This window comes from Mesorhizobium sp. M0522 (assembly GCF_040321085.1).
GTDB lineage: Bacteria > Pseudomonadota > Alphaproteobacteria > Rhizobiales > Rhizobiaceae > Mesorhizobium.
The window spans coordinates 85,615-101,426 of record NZ_JAMYQW010000018.1; the positions used below are offsets into that span (position 1 = coordinate 85,615).

Sequence of the window (15,812 nt, forward strand, 5' to 3'; positions counted from 1 at the left end):
AGCGGCGGCGCACGCGCCGCCGCCGGGCGACAATCCTGCCGGTTAGTCGGCGACGGCGCTGGTGTCGGCCAATGTCGAGACGTCAGGCGCTTCCTTGATCAAACCCATCTGCAGCAGAAGCTCGCCGGCGGTCTTGGAAAAGTCCTGGAATTCCTTGGTGAAGAACTGCTTGTTTTCAGCCTTGTCGGCCCATTTCAGGTATTTGGCCGACTCTTCGAATTCCTTGGCCGACTGCTTCACGTCGGCACCCATCGTCTCATAGGATTTCGCCGGATCGCTCTTGATCAGGTCGAGTGCCTCGAAATAGCTGTCGGCAAGCGCCTTGCCCGCATCCGGATTGGCCTTAAGGAACTCCGGCGTGCAGCCGACCGTATCGAGCACCATCGGATAGTCGAGAGTGGTCACAAGGATATGGCCCTGGTCGGACTTTTCGCGCACCGCCGAGATGAACGGCTCATAGGTGACCGCCGCATCGTTCTGGCCGGCGAGAAACGCCTGCGCCGCCGCATCCGGCTCCAGGTTGACGACCGTCACGTCCTTGGTCGACATGCCGTTCTTGTTGAGCACCCAGGCCAGCATGAAATAGGGCGAGGTGCCCGGCGCCGAAGACGCGACCGACTTACCTTTGAGATCGGCGACGGTCTTGATGTCGTTGCGGGCGACGATGCCGTCGGCGCCGTAGGATTTGTCGAGCTGGAATATTTGCTTGGTTGTCACGCCATTGGCGTTCCAGACCAGCCAGGTCTCGACCGTGGTGGCGGCGCATTGCAGGTCGCCGCTGGCGATGGCGAGCGGCCGGCTGGCTTGCGGCACCTTCTTCAAGGTGACGTCGAGGCCGTGCTTTTCGAAGATGCCGGCCTGCTTGGCGAGCGTCAGTGGCGCAAAGCCGGTCCATCCACTGATGCCGATACTGACCGATGTGGCGGCCATCGCCGGCGCGGACAATCCGACGGCAAGCGTCAAGCTTGCGGCAAGAATTCCGATCCTGTTCATGTCGGTTCCCCTTTTATGTGTTCGGATGGGGAATTGTGTCACAGACGCCCGCAGGCTTGTCAATGAAGCAGATGCTGCACTGCGGTATGTCACCATCGACAGCAAACTCCGCCATCAGCGGCTGTTGTACATCCAGCTGCGGTCGCGCCACATTTTTTCGCCGACCAGGCAGTCGGTGACGGGGATGTCCTGTGCCAGCACCAATGGCGGATGCGCCGCCTGTTCCGCCGCTCGCTGCGGCGAGGCCGGACCGGCAAGCTCCAGCACCAGCTTGCGGCGGATGGCCTCCGGAAACTGCGTCCAGTCATTGACCGGGATCATGAAGGAGCCCGGCCCGCCGATGACGCAGTCGCTGTAGTAGCGGTCGAGATTGTTGACATCGTAAGCGCTGCTGAACCCGCCCCTGGTCATCAGCGGCAGGCCGTTGACGGTGATGCCTTGCTTGATCACGGCGTCGCGGGTGATATCGACAGGTGCGCCCTGGTTGTTGGGGCCGTCACCCGAAATGTCGATCACCCGCTTGACGCCCTGGAAGCCGCTTTCAGCAAAGAGATCGCTGGCGAATTCCAGCGCGCCGGAGATCGAGGTGCGCCTGGCACTGGCCGGCGGATGAGCGGAAAGCTGCGCTGCCAGCCGCTCGGCGTCGGCACGATTGGCGATCACCGTCCACGGCACGACGACCTGCTGCCAGGTCGCGCCAGCCCATTCGACATAGGTGACGGCAATCTTGCCATGAGCGCCTTCGCCGATTGCCTGCAGGACATCGTCATGCGTCAGCGCCGCCGCATAGCCATGACGCTGGATTTCGAGCTCGTCCGGCGACATGGACAGCGAAACGTCGACTGCCAGCACCAGTTCGACGTCGACCGGCTCGGCGGCGCGGGAGTTTGCAGTCAGCCATAGCACCGACGCCAGCGCGGCGGCACCCGAGACGAGATGTCTTGCACGGGCAAAACCAGACATGCCGCACGGTAAGCGAAAATCGCCGATCGACAAAGAGAAAAGCCCGGTGGAGAGCCGGGCTCATTCGGTCACATTTTTGCGAACCGCCGGAAAACGAATTTCATTTGTAGATGCGGTGCCCGCCCCGTCCCCGCCACTCCACGGCCTTCTCGACATCCGTCTCGGAGGATGGGTCCGGCTTCGGTTTTCTAGCACCGACTCCGCGCGCTGCCCTCCAGTTCGGCTTGAATGACGGCGGAAGCCACAACAGAATACCTGCAACCGCGGCAGGCAAGATGATCGCAAAACGCAGAATTGAAAGTACGATGCCGCAGATGCCGACGATCTGCGCGGCCCGGCGGACGCCGAAGCGTCTCAGGAACAAATGTCTTGCAATCACGCCGCCATCCAGATCGTAGGCGGGCAGGATGTTGAGAATGATAAGTGACACGTTCAACAATGCGCCAATCCAAAGCGTCCATTCCAGAGGACCGGCCGACCTTGACGGCAGCCACCCGAATGGCCTTTCGGGCGCAACTGGGATGAGTTCTCCAAAAACCAGATAATAGGCCGCATCGAAAAACGCGGCGAGCGCGACGTTCGCCAGGGGACCCGCTATCGCAATCCGCGCCCAGGCAGGCGATGGCGCTGCGGCGCGTTTGAAACGCGTGAGCCCGCCGAAGAGATATAATTCTATCCTGTCGGTGGCGACGCCTTGTCGGCGTCCGATCCAGGCGTGTGCCAGTTCGTGCAGAAATATCGACGCAAACAGAAGCGCTGCAAAGATAGAGGTATGGATCAGTGCATCCTTGGGTCGGCTCGCCCACTCGTTCAGGAAGGGCAGCACAATGGGAATTGCGAAGGTCCAGCTGACGCGAACCGGGATATTCCGGTTCAGCTGAAACACAAGCGCATCGTTTTTTCTGTCCCAGCCGATCCGCCGCAAAGGCACCCCCCAATCGCAGCGCGACGGTAAGCGAGAATCATCGCTCCACAAAGCGAAAAGCCCGACGATGAATCGGGCTTCTGCATTCAGGTCCTGCTGGCACTGCTCGGCTTGCCTGTGTGGAGAATCGGCAGGCAAGCAACGCTTAGCTGCGCGGATTGAGGTTCTCCGGGTCGTAGAGCGGCCTGTAGCCGACGGCGGCCACTTCGACCGGGTACTTCTCGCCGAAATATTCGACGCTCAGCTTGCGGCCCTCCTGGCAATACGCCCAGGGCAGGTAGGCGAGCGCGATGTTCTTGCCGAGGGTCGGACCATAGGCCACCGAGGTCGTGAAGGAGCGGCGGCCGAGCTCGTCGACGAGCGTCTCACCGGTTTGCGGGTCCATCACCGGCATCGTGCCAACCGGATAGCGGGGAACACCATTCGAATCTGTATTGTCCGTCATGATAAGCGTGCAAAGCATGGCCGGCTGATGCACCCGGGCGCGATATTGCAGATGCTTTGCCTTGCCGCAGAAATCGGCCTCCTTGACTTTCGGACGGGCAAGGTCGGCTTCCAGCAGATTGTATTCGGTCAAGAGGTCCGCGTTTTGCAGGCGCAGGCTCTTCTCCATGCGGCGGCTGTTGGCATAGGTCTCGACGCCAAAGGCCATCACGCCGGTCGACCGCAGCGCGTCCCAGACAGCCAGGCCGTCCTCGTAGCGCATATGCAGTTCCCAGCCTTGCTCGCCGACATAGGAGATGCGGAAGGCGGTCACGTCCTTGCCGGCGATCCTGACGGGCTTGATCGCGGCAAAGGGAAAATTCTCAGGCGTCAGTCCGTCGGGGTTTTCCACGACCTTGCCCAATGTTGCCCGCGCGTTCGGACCCCAGATGCCGACGGTCACATATCTCTCGGTCACATCGGTGACGGTAACGTCGAAGCCTTTGTCCTCTGCCGTCCGGCGCATGTACTGGAAGTCGCGCGGCCCGGCATCAGCGCCGTCGATGACGCGGCAGCGGTCGGCCATGCGGATGACGGTCAGGTCGGCGCGCACCATGCCTTCCTCGTCGAGGAAATGGGTATAGATGCCCTTGCCGATATTGCCGTCACCGCCGATCTTTGCCGCGCACAGCCATTCCATCAGCGCGACATGGTCCGGGCCTTCCACGTCGTACATGGCGAAATGCGACAGGTTGACGATGCCGCAATCCTCGCTCATCGCGAGATGCTCGGCGTTCGAGACGCGCCAGAAGTGGCGGTTATCCCATTCGTTTTGGCGCACCGGCACCCGGTTGCCGTATTTCTCGAGCAGATGCTCGTTGGCGGCGTAGCCGTGGGCGCGCTCCCAGCCGCCGAGCTCCATGAAATAGCCGCCGAGTTCCTTTTCGCGCTCCCAGAAGGGCGAGCGGCGGACATTGCGGGCCTTGGAGAAGGGTTCGCGCGGATGGACAGCCGGGTTGTAGACCTTCATCGCCGTTTCGGTGCAGCGGTCCCAGATGAACTGCTCTTTCGTCTGGTGCGGATAGAAGCGCGAATAGTCGATGGCGTGGTGGTCGATCGCCGTGCGGCCGTCCGTCATCCAGTCGGCGATGAGCTTGCCCATGCCGGGGCCGTCCTTGACCCAGATCGCAACGGCATACCATAGGCCCCTGACCTTCTGGCTTTCGCCCATCGAGGGGCCGCCGTCCGCCGTCACCTGCAGCAGGCCGTTGAAGGAATGGCTCTCATTGTAGCCCAGCTCGCCCAGGATCGGCGTCAGTTCCATGGCGCGCTCGAGCGGCGCCAGGATTTGTTCCATGTCGAGATCGCGTTGCGACGGCGAAAGCCGCGCCTCGTTTTTCTCGAGAATATCGCGCGGATGGCAAAGGCGCGGATTGGTCTCTTCGTAATAACCCCATTCGATCTGCCCGCCTTCGGCGGTCTTGGGGTCGCCGGTATCGCGCATGTAAGCCGAGTTGCCCTGGTCGCGCAGCAGCGGCCAGCCGATCTCCTTGCCGGTGCCGGCGAACTCAGTGTACGGCCCGAAGAAGGTAAGCGGATGGTCAATCGGCATGACCGGCAGGTCCTCGCCCGCCATTTCCGCGATCAGCCGTCCCCAGATGCCGGTGCAGACCACAACATAGTCGGCCTCGATGGTGCCGCGGTCGGTCACCACGCCCTTGATGCGGCCGTTCTCGATGACGAGCGACCTGGCCGACGTATTGGCAAACGCCCTGAGTTTGCCGGAAGCTTCCGCCTGGTCGACAAGCTTGCCGGCGACGGTCTGCGAGCGCGGGATGACGAGGCCGGCGTCGGGATCCCACAGGCCGCCCTGTACCATCTGTTCTTCGATCAGCGGGAATTTTTCCTTGATCTCGGCGGGATCGATCAGGCGGGCGCGTGTGCCGAAGGCCTTCGCCGAGGCGATCTTGCGCTTGATCTCCGCCATGCGGGCGTCGTCGCCGACGCGGGCGACCTCGAGGCCGCCGATGCGCGCGTAGTGACCCATCTTTTCGTAGAAATCGATGGAATAGAGCGTCGTCCAGCACGACAGGAAATCATGGCTGGTCGTGTAGCAGAAGTCGGAAGCGTGTGCCGTCGAGCCGATATCGGTCGGGATGCCTGATTTGTCGATGCCGACAATATCGTCCCATCCTCGCTCGATCAGGTGATGGGCGACCGATGCGCCGACGATGCCGCCCAGCCCGACGATGACGACCTTCGCCTTTTCCGGAAACCCTGCCATTGCCCGCGACTCCAAGATGCTATTGCGAGCAGACTATAGGGCGGCGCGGCGCCGCGCTTGCAGCCTGTTTGCGACATCGCCAAAAAAGCCCGCGCCACCAGCCCGTCGAATGCAGTTAGACCTACGCCTTCGCCCTGCTTGGTACGAAGGCGCTGCTAGAGCCCGTCCTGCGCAGCTTCGAAGAAAAGTGCATACCTTCATCGCCGATTACCGGAAGCAAATAAAAGGCCGGGCGTTTGCCCGGCCTTCAAAAATCATGGCGTCGACTTTACTTGATGCGCGCGACGCCGCCCGAGATCTCAATCGTCTCCGAACCGGTCAGCGCCTCGAGGTCGCCATTCGGCAAGGTAACAAAACAGCCGCTCGGGCAAAATTCCACGGTTTCGCCAGCGGCCAGCGCCAGCTCGGTCTTGCCGCCGCCTTCCGTCACGATCAGCGTGCGGGTCTCGGCGTCCTTGTTGACCGCGCTGGCGGCATGGGCCGAACCGCCCACGGCCAGAAAAGCGATGGCGGCGACGAGAGACTTCCACATTTTGCAGTATCGGTGTTGCCACCGCCTCTGTTGCATTTCGCAAGGCATTCTCGCCGTTTGCAGGTGAGCTTATATGCAATGCAAGCTGAACGGCAACTGAATGCCGCATTCATGCCGCAATTGGTTTCCGAGGGCTTGAAGGCAAGCTCCAATCAGCTAGTCAGGATCGGGCTTCCGTACCTTGCGTCCCGACTTGGCGAGACGTTTCGCCTCGACCGCCGCTAGGGCTTTTGCTTGTTCCCGCTCGGCGAATTCGACTTCGATCTTGTCGTCGTCGATCGGCCACGCCTCGTGCTTTTTGGTCTCGACGACGGCGCGCGGTGTCGACGGAATTTCGATATGCTGGTCGGCGAACACATCGAAGATGGCAAAGCGGATGTCGTTCTGGACGATATTGCCACTAAGAACGTCTGCCAGGAATACGCGGATCTCGAATTCGAGCGCGGCCGGGCCGAAATTGGAAAACAGCACGAATGGTTCGGGGTTTTTCAGCACCAGCGGATGACTGCGCGCGATCTCCAACAGGACGCCATGCACGTGCTTAATGTCGCTGCCATAGGCGACGCCGACCTTGATATCGATGCGGCCGAGCTTGTTGCGGTGCGTCCAGTTCCCGACCGCATTGTTGATCAGGTTTGAATTGGGCAGGATCACCGACTGCCGCTGGAACGTTTCGATCTCGGTGGCGCGCACGCTGATCTTCTTGACCGTGCCGCTGATGTCGCCGGCGACGATCCAGTCGCCGACCTTGAACGGCCGCTCGGCCAAAAGGATCAGGCCCGAGACGAAGTTGGAGACGACATTCTGCAGGCCAAAGCCGATGCCGAGAGACAGGGCGCCTGCGACCAACGCGAGATTGGAGAGGTCGATACCGGCCGCCGAGATGCCGACCAGTGCCGCGACCGCGACGCCGGCATAGCCGACCGCCAGTCGGATCGAATTGCGCACACCGGTGTCGACCCGGCCGCGCGCCATCACCGAACCGTCGAGCCAGCCCTGGAACCAGCGCGTCAGGAAATAGCCGATGATGAAGACGACGACGCCAGTGAGGATGCCGGTGACCGAGATCGTCACCGAGCCTATGGTGAGGCCCGTCGCCAGTTTGTAGGCCCAGGCCTGGATGTCGCCGGGCTGGAAGCCCCACATCAACAGGATCAGCGGCAGGAACACCAGCACGATCATGATGTTTATGGCGGCGCTGACGACAAGCCCGAGTTGGTCGAGCGCGGTCTCTTCGTAGCTTGAATTGGCCGCTAGCCAGCGCCCGATCGAAGTGTTGGCGAAACCACCTTCCATGCCGATCGCCCGCGCCGACAGGAAGCCGATATAGGCGGTGACCAGGATGGTGCCGGTAACCACGACCTGCACCGAGACGAAAATAGCAAGGCCGATAAAGCCGAGCAGCGCCGACGCTATGGTGAATAGCCCTAGCGCGACGGCGGTGTAGCGCAGCCATGCCGGCCACGGGCGCCAGCTCCCGTCGGCAGCCTTGAACGGCTTCAGCAGCCCCATCAGGATCAGGATGACGCCGACGCTGATGGTGGCGACAAAGCTTCTGGCGATGGTCAGCGATAGCGGCGAGCCCATCTTGTCGTTGACGACCGACAGGAAATAATTGATGCCGATGGCGACGGCCATGGCAGTCGTCAGCCGCACCAGCCAGCGCGCCGGGCCGGTTTCGACAGGGATCAGACGCCAGTTCGGCAATCGCGGTTCCAGCGCCGCATTGGTCAGCCGGTTGACGCAGAACACCACCGCGATAACGGCAACCAGCGAATTCAGGAAGATGCCGATGTCGCCGCGCAAGACATTGTAATAATTGAAGAAGAAGACCGTCGAGATAAGGAAGGCGCCAACCGCCAGCGACGGCAGCAATGTCGACCAGAACGCCACCGACAGGCGGCTGAGATAGGATGGATCCTCGACGGAAGGATCGGCTTCGAAGACGCGGCCGAACAGGCGCCGCCCGCCGACAAAAAGCACAGCGGCCAGCGCAAGCGCCATCAACGTCGCGGCAAGAATTGCCTGGAACTTGAACTTGAAGGCGAAGCTCAGCCAGGACGACACCGCCTTGTAGAAACTGGTAAATTCGTCGTTGGCGTCGGAAATGACCTCCGGGCTCAATGCATCGGACAGCACGTAGCGCTTGGTGAGCTGATTGCGGAACAGCTCGCTGCGCATGTTGCCGATCTTCTCGATCAGCCCGCTGATGCGGATCGACAGGTTCTGCGCGCTGGCAATGACAGCGTTAATCTCGGCTTTTTCGGAAGCCAGCGCCTGGCGTTCACCGGTCACGATGTCGGGCTCGGCCGGCTGGCCCGCCGCCGGAGGAGGTCCCAGCGTCTCGATCCGATCGTTGATATCGCCGAGACGCGAGCGGAACGCCAGCGCGCTGGTGAGCGCCGCCCGCGACAGATCCTCCAATTGCAGGCGGATTTCCACGAGGGTGGCATCGTCTTGGCCATCCTGCTGTATCTTCTTCTCGAGATCGTCGGTTTTGGCCGTCAGGCTCTGGATGACCTTCTGCTGGTCTGTGACCAGCCCGGCGGCACCCTGCCCGAGCGCCTGCGCCATCGCGTCGAACGACGGCGGCGCCGAGACAACAAGTGCAGCGATCAGGACCAGGCGGAGTAAACGAAAGAACATGATTTTTCTGGCGACTCGCGGGCGGCAGCGGCAGTTTCGAAGCACGTCCTTGATAAAGACGCTCATATCACGGGGCAAGTCATGCCAGGCGGCTCGTTTTCGAAGTCCGCCAATCGAAGTCGGCCAATCCAATCGAAGTCGGCCAATCGAGTCGAAGTCGGCCAATCCAGTCGAAGTCGGGGAGTCGAAAAGCGATGGCGCAATCTTGGCTTTGCGTTGGCGGCCTGCTCTATAGTCTGCCGCAAAGCCTGAAATGGATGACAATAAGAATGGCGGAATATTCGGCCTTTTCGCTTCTCAAGAACGCGCTGACCGGAAACAAGGACTGGAAGCCGGCCTGGCGCAAGCCCGACCCGAAGGCGTCCTACGACGTGATCGTCATCGGCGGCGGCGGCCATGGCCTGTCGACCGCTTACTATCTCGCCAAGGAGCACGGCATCACCAATGTCGCGGTGCTGGAGAAGGGCTGGCTCGGTTCCGGCAATGTCGGCCGCAACACCACGGCGGTCCGTTCCAACTATCTCCTGCCGGCCAACACGCGCTTTTACGAGCATTCGATGAAGCTGTGGGAGAACCTGGCCCATGACCTCAACTACAACGTCATGTTCTCGCAGCGCGGCTGCCTGAACCTCGCCCACACACCTGCTCAGCTCGACGACTATGCCCGGCGCGGCAACGCCATGCGCCATCTCGGCGTCGACGCCGAACTGATGACCACGGCCGAAATCGCGCGCCTGGTGCCGGCGCTCGACGTCTCAGCCACCGCGCGTTTCCCGATCGTCGGTGGCCTGATGCAGCGGCGCGCCGGCACCGCCCGCCACGACGCCGTCGCCTGGGGCTATGCGCGCGGCGCAGATCGCCGCGGCGTCGACATCATCGAAAATTGCGAGGTCACCGGCTTCCTGCGCGACGGCGACCGCATCACCGGCGTCACGACAACGCGTGGCGAAATCCGCGCAAAAAAGGTAGCGGTCGCGGTTGCCGGCAGCACCGGGCGGGTCATGCGGCTTGCCGGCATCGAGACGATGCCGATCGAGAGCCACGTGCTGCAGGCCTTCGTCACGGAATCGCTAAAACCGTTCATCGATACGGTCCTGACCTTCGGCATGGGCCATTTCTATATGTCGCAATCGGACAAGGGCGGCCTTGTCTATGGCGGCGATCTCGACGGCTACAACAGCTACGCCCAACGCGGCAGCCTGCCGATCGTCGACGAGGTGATGAGCGAGATGCTGGCGCTGTTCCCTGGGCTGGCCCGTGTCCGCATGCTGCGCTCATGGGGCGGCGTCTGCGACATGTCGATGGACGGCTCGCCAATCATCACCACCGGTCCGCTGCCGGGCATGTATCTCAACTGCGGCTGGTGCTATGGCGGCTTCAAGGCGACGCCGGCTTCCGGCTGGTGCTTTGCCTGGACCATTGCCAAGGACGAGCCGCACGGTCTCAACGCGGCCTTCGCGCTCGACCGCTTCTACCGTGGCCTGGTGATCGACGACAAGGGCCAGGGCGCCACGCCCCGGCTGCATTAGGTTAGAGATCCATGCTCATCACCTGCCCCTATTGCGGCCCGCGCGACGTGATCGAATTCACCTATCAGGGCGACGGCAATCGCCAGCGCCCACAGCCCGCCTCGCAGAACCTCGACGCCTGGAACGCCTATGTCTACGATCGGCTTAATCCAGCCGGCGACCACAATGAGATCTGGCAGCATTCCGGCGGCTGCCGCGCCCATCTCAGGGTCGTGCGCAACACGCTGACGCACGAGATCTCCAGCACCGCGTTCGCGCGCGGCGACCACAACTCGGTTGCGCGGCACCGGGCCGAGGACAAGCCATGAGCCCGCGCCGTACAGAGGCCGGGGGCCGCATCGACCGGCTGCGGACCATCCGTTTCACCTTCGACGGCGCGCCTTATACCGGCCATGCCAGCGACACGCTGGCTTCGGCGCTGCTGGCCAACGGCGTCACCCTGTTTGGGCGTTCGTTCAAATATCACCGCCCGCGCGGCGTGCTGACCGCCAGCGTCGAGGAACCGAACGCGCTGGTCACAGTGTTGAGGGGCGAGGTTCGCGAGCCGAACATCCCCGCCACAATGGTCGAGATTTATGACGGGCTGGCCGCAATCAGCCAGAACCGCTTCCCTTCGCTTGCCTGGGACGTCAGTGCCGTGAACCAGCTCGGCGGCAAGCTTTTGTCGGCCGGCTTCTACTACAAGACCTTCATGGGACCGGTGATCGGTCCGCTGAAGGGCACTCGCTTCTGGATGTTCTGTGAGCATTTCATCCGCCGTGCCGCCGGCCTGGGCAAGGCAGGCACGGCTCCCGATACGGCGCGCTACGAACGCATGAACGCGTTTTGCGATGTGCTGGTAGTCGGCTCCGGCCCGGCGGGGCTGATGGCCGCCAGGGCGGCTGCCGATCAGGGTGCACGCGTCATCCTGGCCGAGCTCGAGCCGCATTTCGGCGGCTCGGCCAATTGGTCGGGCGAGACGATCGATGGCATGCCGGCCGCCGACTGGGCAGCGCGCGCCGCTGGCCAGCTCGAAGGCCGTGACAATATCCGCCTGCTGCCGCGCACCACCGTCTGGGGCTATTATGACGGCAACACGCTTGCCGCGCTCGAACGTGTCACCGACCACAAGGAAACGCCCGGCAAGGGCGAATCGCGCCATCGCTACTGGACGATCCGCGCCAGGTCGGTGGTGCTGGCCACCGGATCCCTGGAGCGTCCGCTGGTCTTTCCAGGCAATGATCGGCCAGGCGTAATGCTGGCGCATGCTGCCGAGCGTTTTGCCAATGAATATGGCGTGCTGCCGGGCGACAGGGTCGCGCTGTTCACCAACAATGACAGCGCATATCGCTCCGCGCTTGCGCTGAAGAAGGCCGGCGCCGTCGTCGTCGCCATCGTCGACGTGCGCCCAGAACTTTCGAGCGAAATGCGCAAGCTGGCCGGCGAAGCGGAGGCCGAGATCCTTTCTGGCCGCGCGGTGATCGCCACCGAGGGCGGCAAGGCGCTTTCCGGCTTCAAGGTGCAGCGCTTCGACGTGGTCAACGGCGCGCTTTCCGGCGATGCGCGCAGCATCCACGCCGATTGCCTATTGATGTCGGGCGGCTGGTCGCCGACCATTCATCTGGCCAGCCAGGCCGGAGCCAAAGCGGAATGGAACGAAGCATTGCAAGCGTTCCTGCCGCCCAAGCCGACGACACGGCAATGGATCGGCGCCGGCGCCTTCACCGGCAGTTTCTCCACCGCCGAGGCGATCGCCGAAGGTCGCGCCGCCGGTCTTTCCGCTGCGGGCGCAACCGCCACGCCGGCGGCCTTGCCTGCCGTCGAGGCAGCACCTGGCGATCCCGATCCGGCGCCGGTGTTCGAGATCAAGGCCGAAGGAAAAAGCTTCGTCGACTTCCAGCATGACGTGACGGCGGATGACGTGCGGCTGGCGCATCGCGAAGGCTTCGTCTCGGTCGAGCATCTGAAGCGCTACACCACGCTCGGCATGGCAACCGACCAGGGCAAGAGCTCCAACATACCCAGCCTGGCCATCATGGCCGAGGCGCTCGGCAAGCCGATCCCGCAGGTCGGCACGACGCGCTTTCGCCCGCCCTTTTCGGCGGTGTCGATCGGCTCGCTAGCCGCCGAACGCTTCGGCGATCTGAAGCCCGAGCGGCTGACGCCGATGCATGACTGGCACGTCGCCAACGGCGCCACCATGTATTCCGCCGGCCTGTGGTATCGGCCGATGATCTACGGCCATCCCGGCGAGACGATCGAGCAGGCCTATGTGCGCGAAGCGAGAGCCACGCGCGAGAGCGCCGGCACCGTCGATGTCTCGACATTGGGCAAGATCGCGGTGCAAGGCCCCGACGCGGCGGAATTCCTCGACCGCGTATACACCAACATGTTTTCGACGCTGGCCGTCGGCAAGGCGCGCTACGGGCTGATGCTGCGCGAGGACGGTCTCGCCTTTGACGACGGCACCACGTGGCGCCTCGGCGAGCAGGATTTCCTGATGACCACCACCACCGCCAATGCCGGCAAGGTGATGCAGCATCTGGAATATTTCCTCGACGTGATCTGGCCGGCGCTGAAGGTCCACGTCACCTCGGTGACCGACCAATGGGCCGGTGCCGCCCTCGGTGGGCCGAAGGCAAGGCAGATACTGGCTGCTTGCGTCAGCGGCACCGCCGTCGACAATGCCGCCCTGCCCTTCATGGGCATCGTCCACGGCGAAATCGCCGGCGTGCAGGTGATGATCTGCCGGCTGTCCTTCTCCGGCGAAATGGCCTTCGAGGTCTATTCCGGCGCCGGCTACGGCACCCATGTCTGGGAGGCGCTGATCGAAGCCGGCAAGCCGTTCGGGCTGGTGACCTACGGGCTGGAGGCGCTGGGCACCATGCGCATCGAGAAAGGCCACGTCACCGGTGCCGAGATCGACGGCCGTACCACGGCACGCGACCTGCATCTCGACTGGATGCTGTCGAAGAAGAAGCCGTTCATCGGTTCGGCGATGATGGACCGCGAGGGGCTGATCGCGCCCGACCGCCTGGAACTCGTCGGTATTGTTTCGCTCGACAACCAGCCGCTCAACGGCGGCGCACACATCGTCGAGGAGCTTGACGAAGCCAATCCGCACGGCTCGCTTGGCCACATCACCGCCTGCTGCTATTCGCCGGCGCTCGGCAAATATATCGCGCTTGCCCTGGTCAAGGGCGGCAAGGCGCGGCGCGGCTCGCGTGCCTACGTTTCCGACCCGTTGCGCAACCGGTTCGGGCCGGTCGAGATCGTCTCCAACCATTTCTTCGATCCGGACGGGAGCCGCATGCATGGTTGAACGCCAATCACCGCTTGAGCCGGTGCTGCATCCGGGCTCGCATGGCAATTTCGAGCATGGTGTCGAAATCATCCTCTCCGAAACCAGGCCGGGTTCGATCCTGCAGCTCGCCGCCTGGCCCGGCGAGGAGAAGACGTTGATGGCCGGCATCCATGCGGTCACCGGCCTGGCTTTGCCCGACGGCGCCGGTGGCGGTGTGACGAACGGCGCCAGGTCGGTGTTCGGCTTTGCGCCGGGAAAGTTCACTGTGGTCGATGAAGCCGAGGGATTGGCGCCGGCCTTTGCCAGTGTCGTCACTTCGGCCATCGGTACGGTGACCGACCTTTCGCACGGCCGCACCGCGATCCGTATCGCCGGGCCGAAGGCCGAGTGGGTGCTGGCGAAATTCTTCGCCATCGACTTCGCGCTGCCGGCCTTCCCGATCGGCGCCGGCCGCTCGACCATGCATCACGACATCTTCGCGCAGATCCAGCGCACCGGCGCCGATCAGTTCGACATCTATGTGTTCCGCTCGTTTGCCCGCTCGTTCTGGAAAGCGCTCTGCCATGCGAGCGAGGAAGTCGGCTACGAAGTGCAGTAGAGCCGGACGGCGCTTCACGTCACTCCGCGAACGTCACCCACTCTTCCAGCGGCGCGCGGTCGGTGCGGAAGGCATTTTCGGGCTTGGACGTATCCTCATGGCCGAGCGCCATGCCGCAGACGACGATCTCCTCGTCGGGAATGTTGAGCACCGGCCTGATCTGCCGGTGATAGGGCGCGAAGGCGGCTTGCGGACAGGTGTGCAGGCCCCTGCCCCGCGCGGCGACCATGATGTTTTGCAGGAACATGCCGTAGTCGATCCACGACCCCTTGTTCAGCCGCCGGTCGACGGTGAAGATCATGCCGACCGGCGCGTCGAAGAAGACGAAGTTGCGGTCGTGCTGCGCACGCATCCTGTCGACCTCGCGCCGGCCGATGCCGAGCACGCCGTAGAGGCCGAAGCCGTTGGCCCGCCGTCGCGTCAGATAGGGTTCGAAGAACTGGTCGGGATAGTAGCGGTACTCGTCCCACTCGGCCTTTTCGGCGCGGATGCCCGAGCTGAGGATGGCGTCGGTGATGCGCTGCTTGACCTCGCCCTTGGTCACATAGACTTTCCAGGGTTGCATATTGGTGCCTGAGGGCGCGCGCGCGGCAACGGCGAGAATATCGCGGATGGTCTCGTCGTCGACCATATCGGGCAAGAAGGCGCGTACCGACCGCCGCGAGGTGATCGCGTCATCGACGATCGCCGCCGCAATCCGGGAGTTGTTTTCCAGCATGGGCCGTCCTTTTGCGTGTGATCCCGAACCGATTTTCCGGAAGGATCATGCGCCGACTAGAAGTGATGGAGCATCCTTGCGCGTCTTTTTGAACGCCCGATAGCCTACCCGCCTCGACCGGACGCCCCACTCGCCGCTCGTGCGCCGAGCCTTTGCCCGAACCGTCAAAATGGCGCAAGTAAATCTTGTGGTTGCGTGAAAATCCTCTTGATTTTTTCATGAACCCGCCATCAAATGAAAATTTGCTGGGAATTTTTCACCGAGACAGGGATGGCTTTGCCCTCAACCGCCGCCAGATCGGAACAGGACAGCGGCGAACGGCTGCTGGCCGGCGACATTCGCGCGTTGCGCAAGGCGCGCGGCTTGACGCTTGCTGAAATCGCACTGAAGCTCGGCCGTTCCGTCGGCTGGGTCAGCCAGGTCGAGCGCGGTCTGTCGGTCCCGTCGCTCGGCGATCTCAGGGCCTTCGCCGAATTGTTCGGCGTGCCGGTCAGCCTGTTCTTCAGCCATGACGTGCCTGTCGAGACCGAGCGCGGCGTGGTCGTGCGCGCCGGCAACCGGCGCACGCTTGGCACAAGCGATTCCGGCCTGGTGGAGGAGCTTCTGTCGCCCGATCTCGGCGGTAGCTTCGAGATGCTGCGTTCGGTCTTCGCTCCGGGTGCCGAGATGAAGGCCGAGGCGCGCCGGCCGACCGAGGAAGCCGGCTACGTCGCTTCGGGCAGTTTCGACATCGAAATTGCTGGCATCTGGCACCGGCTTGGCGAAGGCGACTCCTTCCGCTTCGACGGCAAGCCGTTCCGATGGCGCAATCCTGGAGCCGAGCCGGCTGTCGTCATCTGGGTGGTTTCGCCGCCTGTCTATTGAACGAATGCATGTCGCCCAAAAGTGCGTGGCGGTTTTGGGACAACGACATGCATC

General features: G+C 63.0%; 12 protein-coding genes. 5 read left to right on the top strand and 7 right to left on the bottom strand.

Translation table 11 applies throughout. From position 1 onward, the window contains the following. Positions 1–42 precede the first annotated feature (42 nt). From NKI58_RS19740 to NKI58_RS19765, 6 genes are all read right to left on the bottom strand, one after another. Positions 43–993 carry an ABC transporter substrate-binding protein gene (locus tag NKI58_RS19740; RefSeq protein WP_352452114.1) on the bottom strand — a complete coding sequence of 317 codons (951 nt, stop codon included), beginning with the start codon at positions 991–993 and terminating at the stop codon, positions 43–45. Positions 994–1,107: 114 nt separating this feature from the next. Further along, the gene (locus tag NKI58_RS19745) at positions 1,108–1,956 is read right to left on the bottom strand and encodes a DUF1194 domain-containing protein (protein ID WP_352568954.1); all 849 of its coding nucleotides are present in this window, start codon (positions 1,954–1,956) and stop codon (positions 1,108–1,110) included. Positions 1,957–2,056: 100 nt separating this feature from the next. After that, positions 2,057–3,019, bottom strand: coding sequence for a site-2 protease family protein (locus NKI58_RS19750; RefSeq protein WP_352853608.1), 963 nt, complete (start codon positions 3,017–3,019; stop codon positions 2,057–2,059). A 7-nt stretch (positions 3,020–3,026) separates the two neighbouring features. Beyond that, positions 3,027–5,588 carry a GcvT family protein gene (locus tag NKI58_RS19755; protein WP_352826907.1) on the bottom strand — a complete coding sequence of 854 codons (2,562 nt, stop codon included), beginning with the start codon at positions 5,586–5,588 and terminating at the stop codon, positions 3,027–3,029. A gap of 268 nt (positions 5,589–5,856) precedes the next feature. Continuing rightward, on the bottom strand, positions 5,857–6,120 hold the full coding sequence (locus tag NKI58_RS19760) for a hypothetical protein (protein ID WP_023676533.1): 264 nt from the start codon (positions 6,118–6,120) through the stop codon (positions 5,857–5,859). A gap of 156 nt (positions 6,121–6,276) precedes the next feature. Beyond that, complete coding sequence (locus NKI58_RS19765) at positions 6,277–8,766, bottom strand: mechanosensitive ion channel family protein (protein WP_352826908.1); 2,490 nt, start codon at positions 8,764–8,766, stop codon at positions 6,277–6,279. Positions 8,767–9,035: 269 nt separating this feature from the next. Here NKI58_RS19765 and NKI58_RS19770 point away from each other — a divergent pair, with 269 nt between their 5' ends. The 4 genes from NKI58_RS19770 to NKI58_RS19785 are packed head-to-tail and all read left to right on the top strand — an operon-like array spanning position 9,036 to position 14,176. Beyond that, a complete protein-coding gene (locus NKI58_RS19770) occupies positions 9,036–10,295 on the top strand; it encodes a sarcosine oxidase subunit beta (RefSeq protein WP_352826921.1) in 1,260 nt (419 codons plus the stop codon). Positions 10,296–10,306: 11 nt separating this feature from the next. After that, a complete protein-coding gene (locus NKI58_RS19775) occupies positions 10,307–10,603 on the top strand; it encodes a sarcosine oxidase subunit delta (RefSeq protein ID WP_023676536.1) in 297 nt (98 codons plus the stop codon). Continuing rightward, on the top strand, positions 10,600–13,596 hold the full coding sequence (locus tag NKI58_RS19780) for a sarcosine oxidase subunit alpha (protein WP_352826910.1): 2,997 nt from the start codon (positions 10,600–10,602) through the stop codon (positions 13,594–13,596). Before NKI58_RS19775 ends, NKI58_RS19780 begins: the two co-directional genes overlap by 4 nt. Continuing rightward, positions 13,589–14,176 (top strand): sarcosine oxidase subunit gamma, encoded by a 588-nt coding sequence (locus NKI58_RS19785; RefSeq protein WP_352786982.1) that lies wholly within the window; start codon positions 13,589–13,591, stop codon positions 14,174–14,176. Before NKI58_RS19780 ends, NKI58_RS19785 begins: the two co-directional genes overlap by 8 nt. Positions 14,177–14,195: 19 nt before the next feature. Here the strand turns inward: NKI58_RS19785 and NKI58_RS19790 are convergent, their stop codons facing one another. Then, positions 14,196–14,894 (bottom strand): nitroreductase, encoded by a 699-nt coding sequence (locus NKI58_RS19790; protein WP_352452121.1) that lies wholly within the window; start codon positions 14,892–14,894, stop codon positions 14,196–14,198. A 270-nt stretch (positions 14,895–15,164) separates the two neighbouring features. Between NKI58_RS19790 and NKI58_RS19795 the strand changes: the two genes are divergently transcribed. After that, positions 15,165–15,758: a helix-turn-helix domain-containing protein gene (locus tag NKI58_RS19795; protein WP_031211731.1), complete on the top strand. Its 594-nt coding sequence runs from the start codon at positions 15,165–15,167 to the stop codon at positions 15,756–15,758. The last annotated feature ends 54 nt before the right edge of the window (positions 15,759–15,812 follow it).

Coding starts and splice junctions, on each gene's coding strand:
- NKI58_RS19740 (WP_352452114.1), bottom strand. CDS start 993: ATGAACAGGATCGGAATTCTTGCCGCAAGCTTGACGCTTGCCGTCGGA.
- NKI58_RS19745 (WP_352568954.1), bottom strand. CDS start 1,956: ATGTCTGGTTTTGCCCGTGCAAGACATCTCGTCTCGGGTGCCGCCGCG.
- NKI58_RS19755 (WP_352826907.1), bottom strand. CDS start 5,588: ATGGCAGGGTTTCCGGAAAAGGCGAAGGTCGTCATCGTCGGGCTGGGC.
- NKI58_RS19760 (WP_023676533.1), bottom strand. CDS start 6,120: ATGTGGAAGTCTCTCGTCGCCGCCATCGCTTTTCTGGCCGTGGGCGGT.
- NKI58_RS19765 (WP_352826908.1), bottom strand. CDS start 8,766: ATGTTCTTTCGTTTACTCCGCCTGGTCCTGATCGCTGCACTTGTTGTC.
- NKI58_RS19770 (WP_352826921.1), top strand. CDS start 9,036: ATGGCGGAATATTCGGCCTTTTCGCTTCTCAAGAACGCGCTGACCGGA.
- NKI58_RS19775 (WP_023676536.1), top strand. CDS start 10,307: ATGCTCATCACCTGCCCCTATTGCGGCCCGCGCGACGTGATCGAATTC.
- NKI58_RS19780 (WP_352826910.1), top strand. CDS start 10,600: ATGAGCCCGCGCCGTACAGAGGCCGGGGGCCGCATCGACCGGCTGCGG.
- NKI58_RS19785 (WP_352786982.1), top strand. CDS start 13,589: ATGGTTGAACGCCAATCACCGCTTGAGCCGGTGCTGCATCCGGGCTCG.
- NKI58_RS19790 (WP_352452121.1), bottom strand. CDS start 14,894: ATGCTGGAAAACAACTCCCGGATTGCGGCGGCGATCGTCGATGACGCG.
- NKI58_RS19795 (WP_031211731.1), top strand. CDS start 15,165: ATGGCTTTGCCCTCAACCGCCGCCAGATCGGAACAGGACAGCGGCGAA.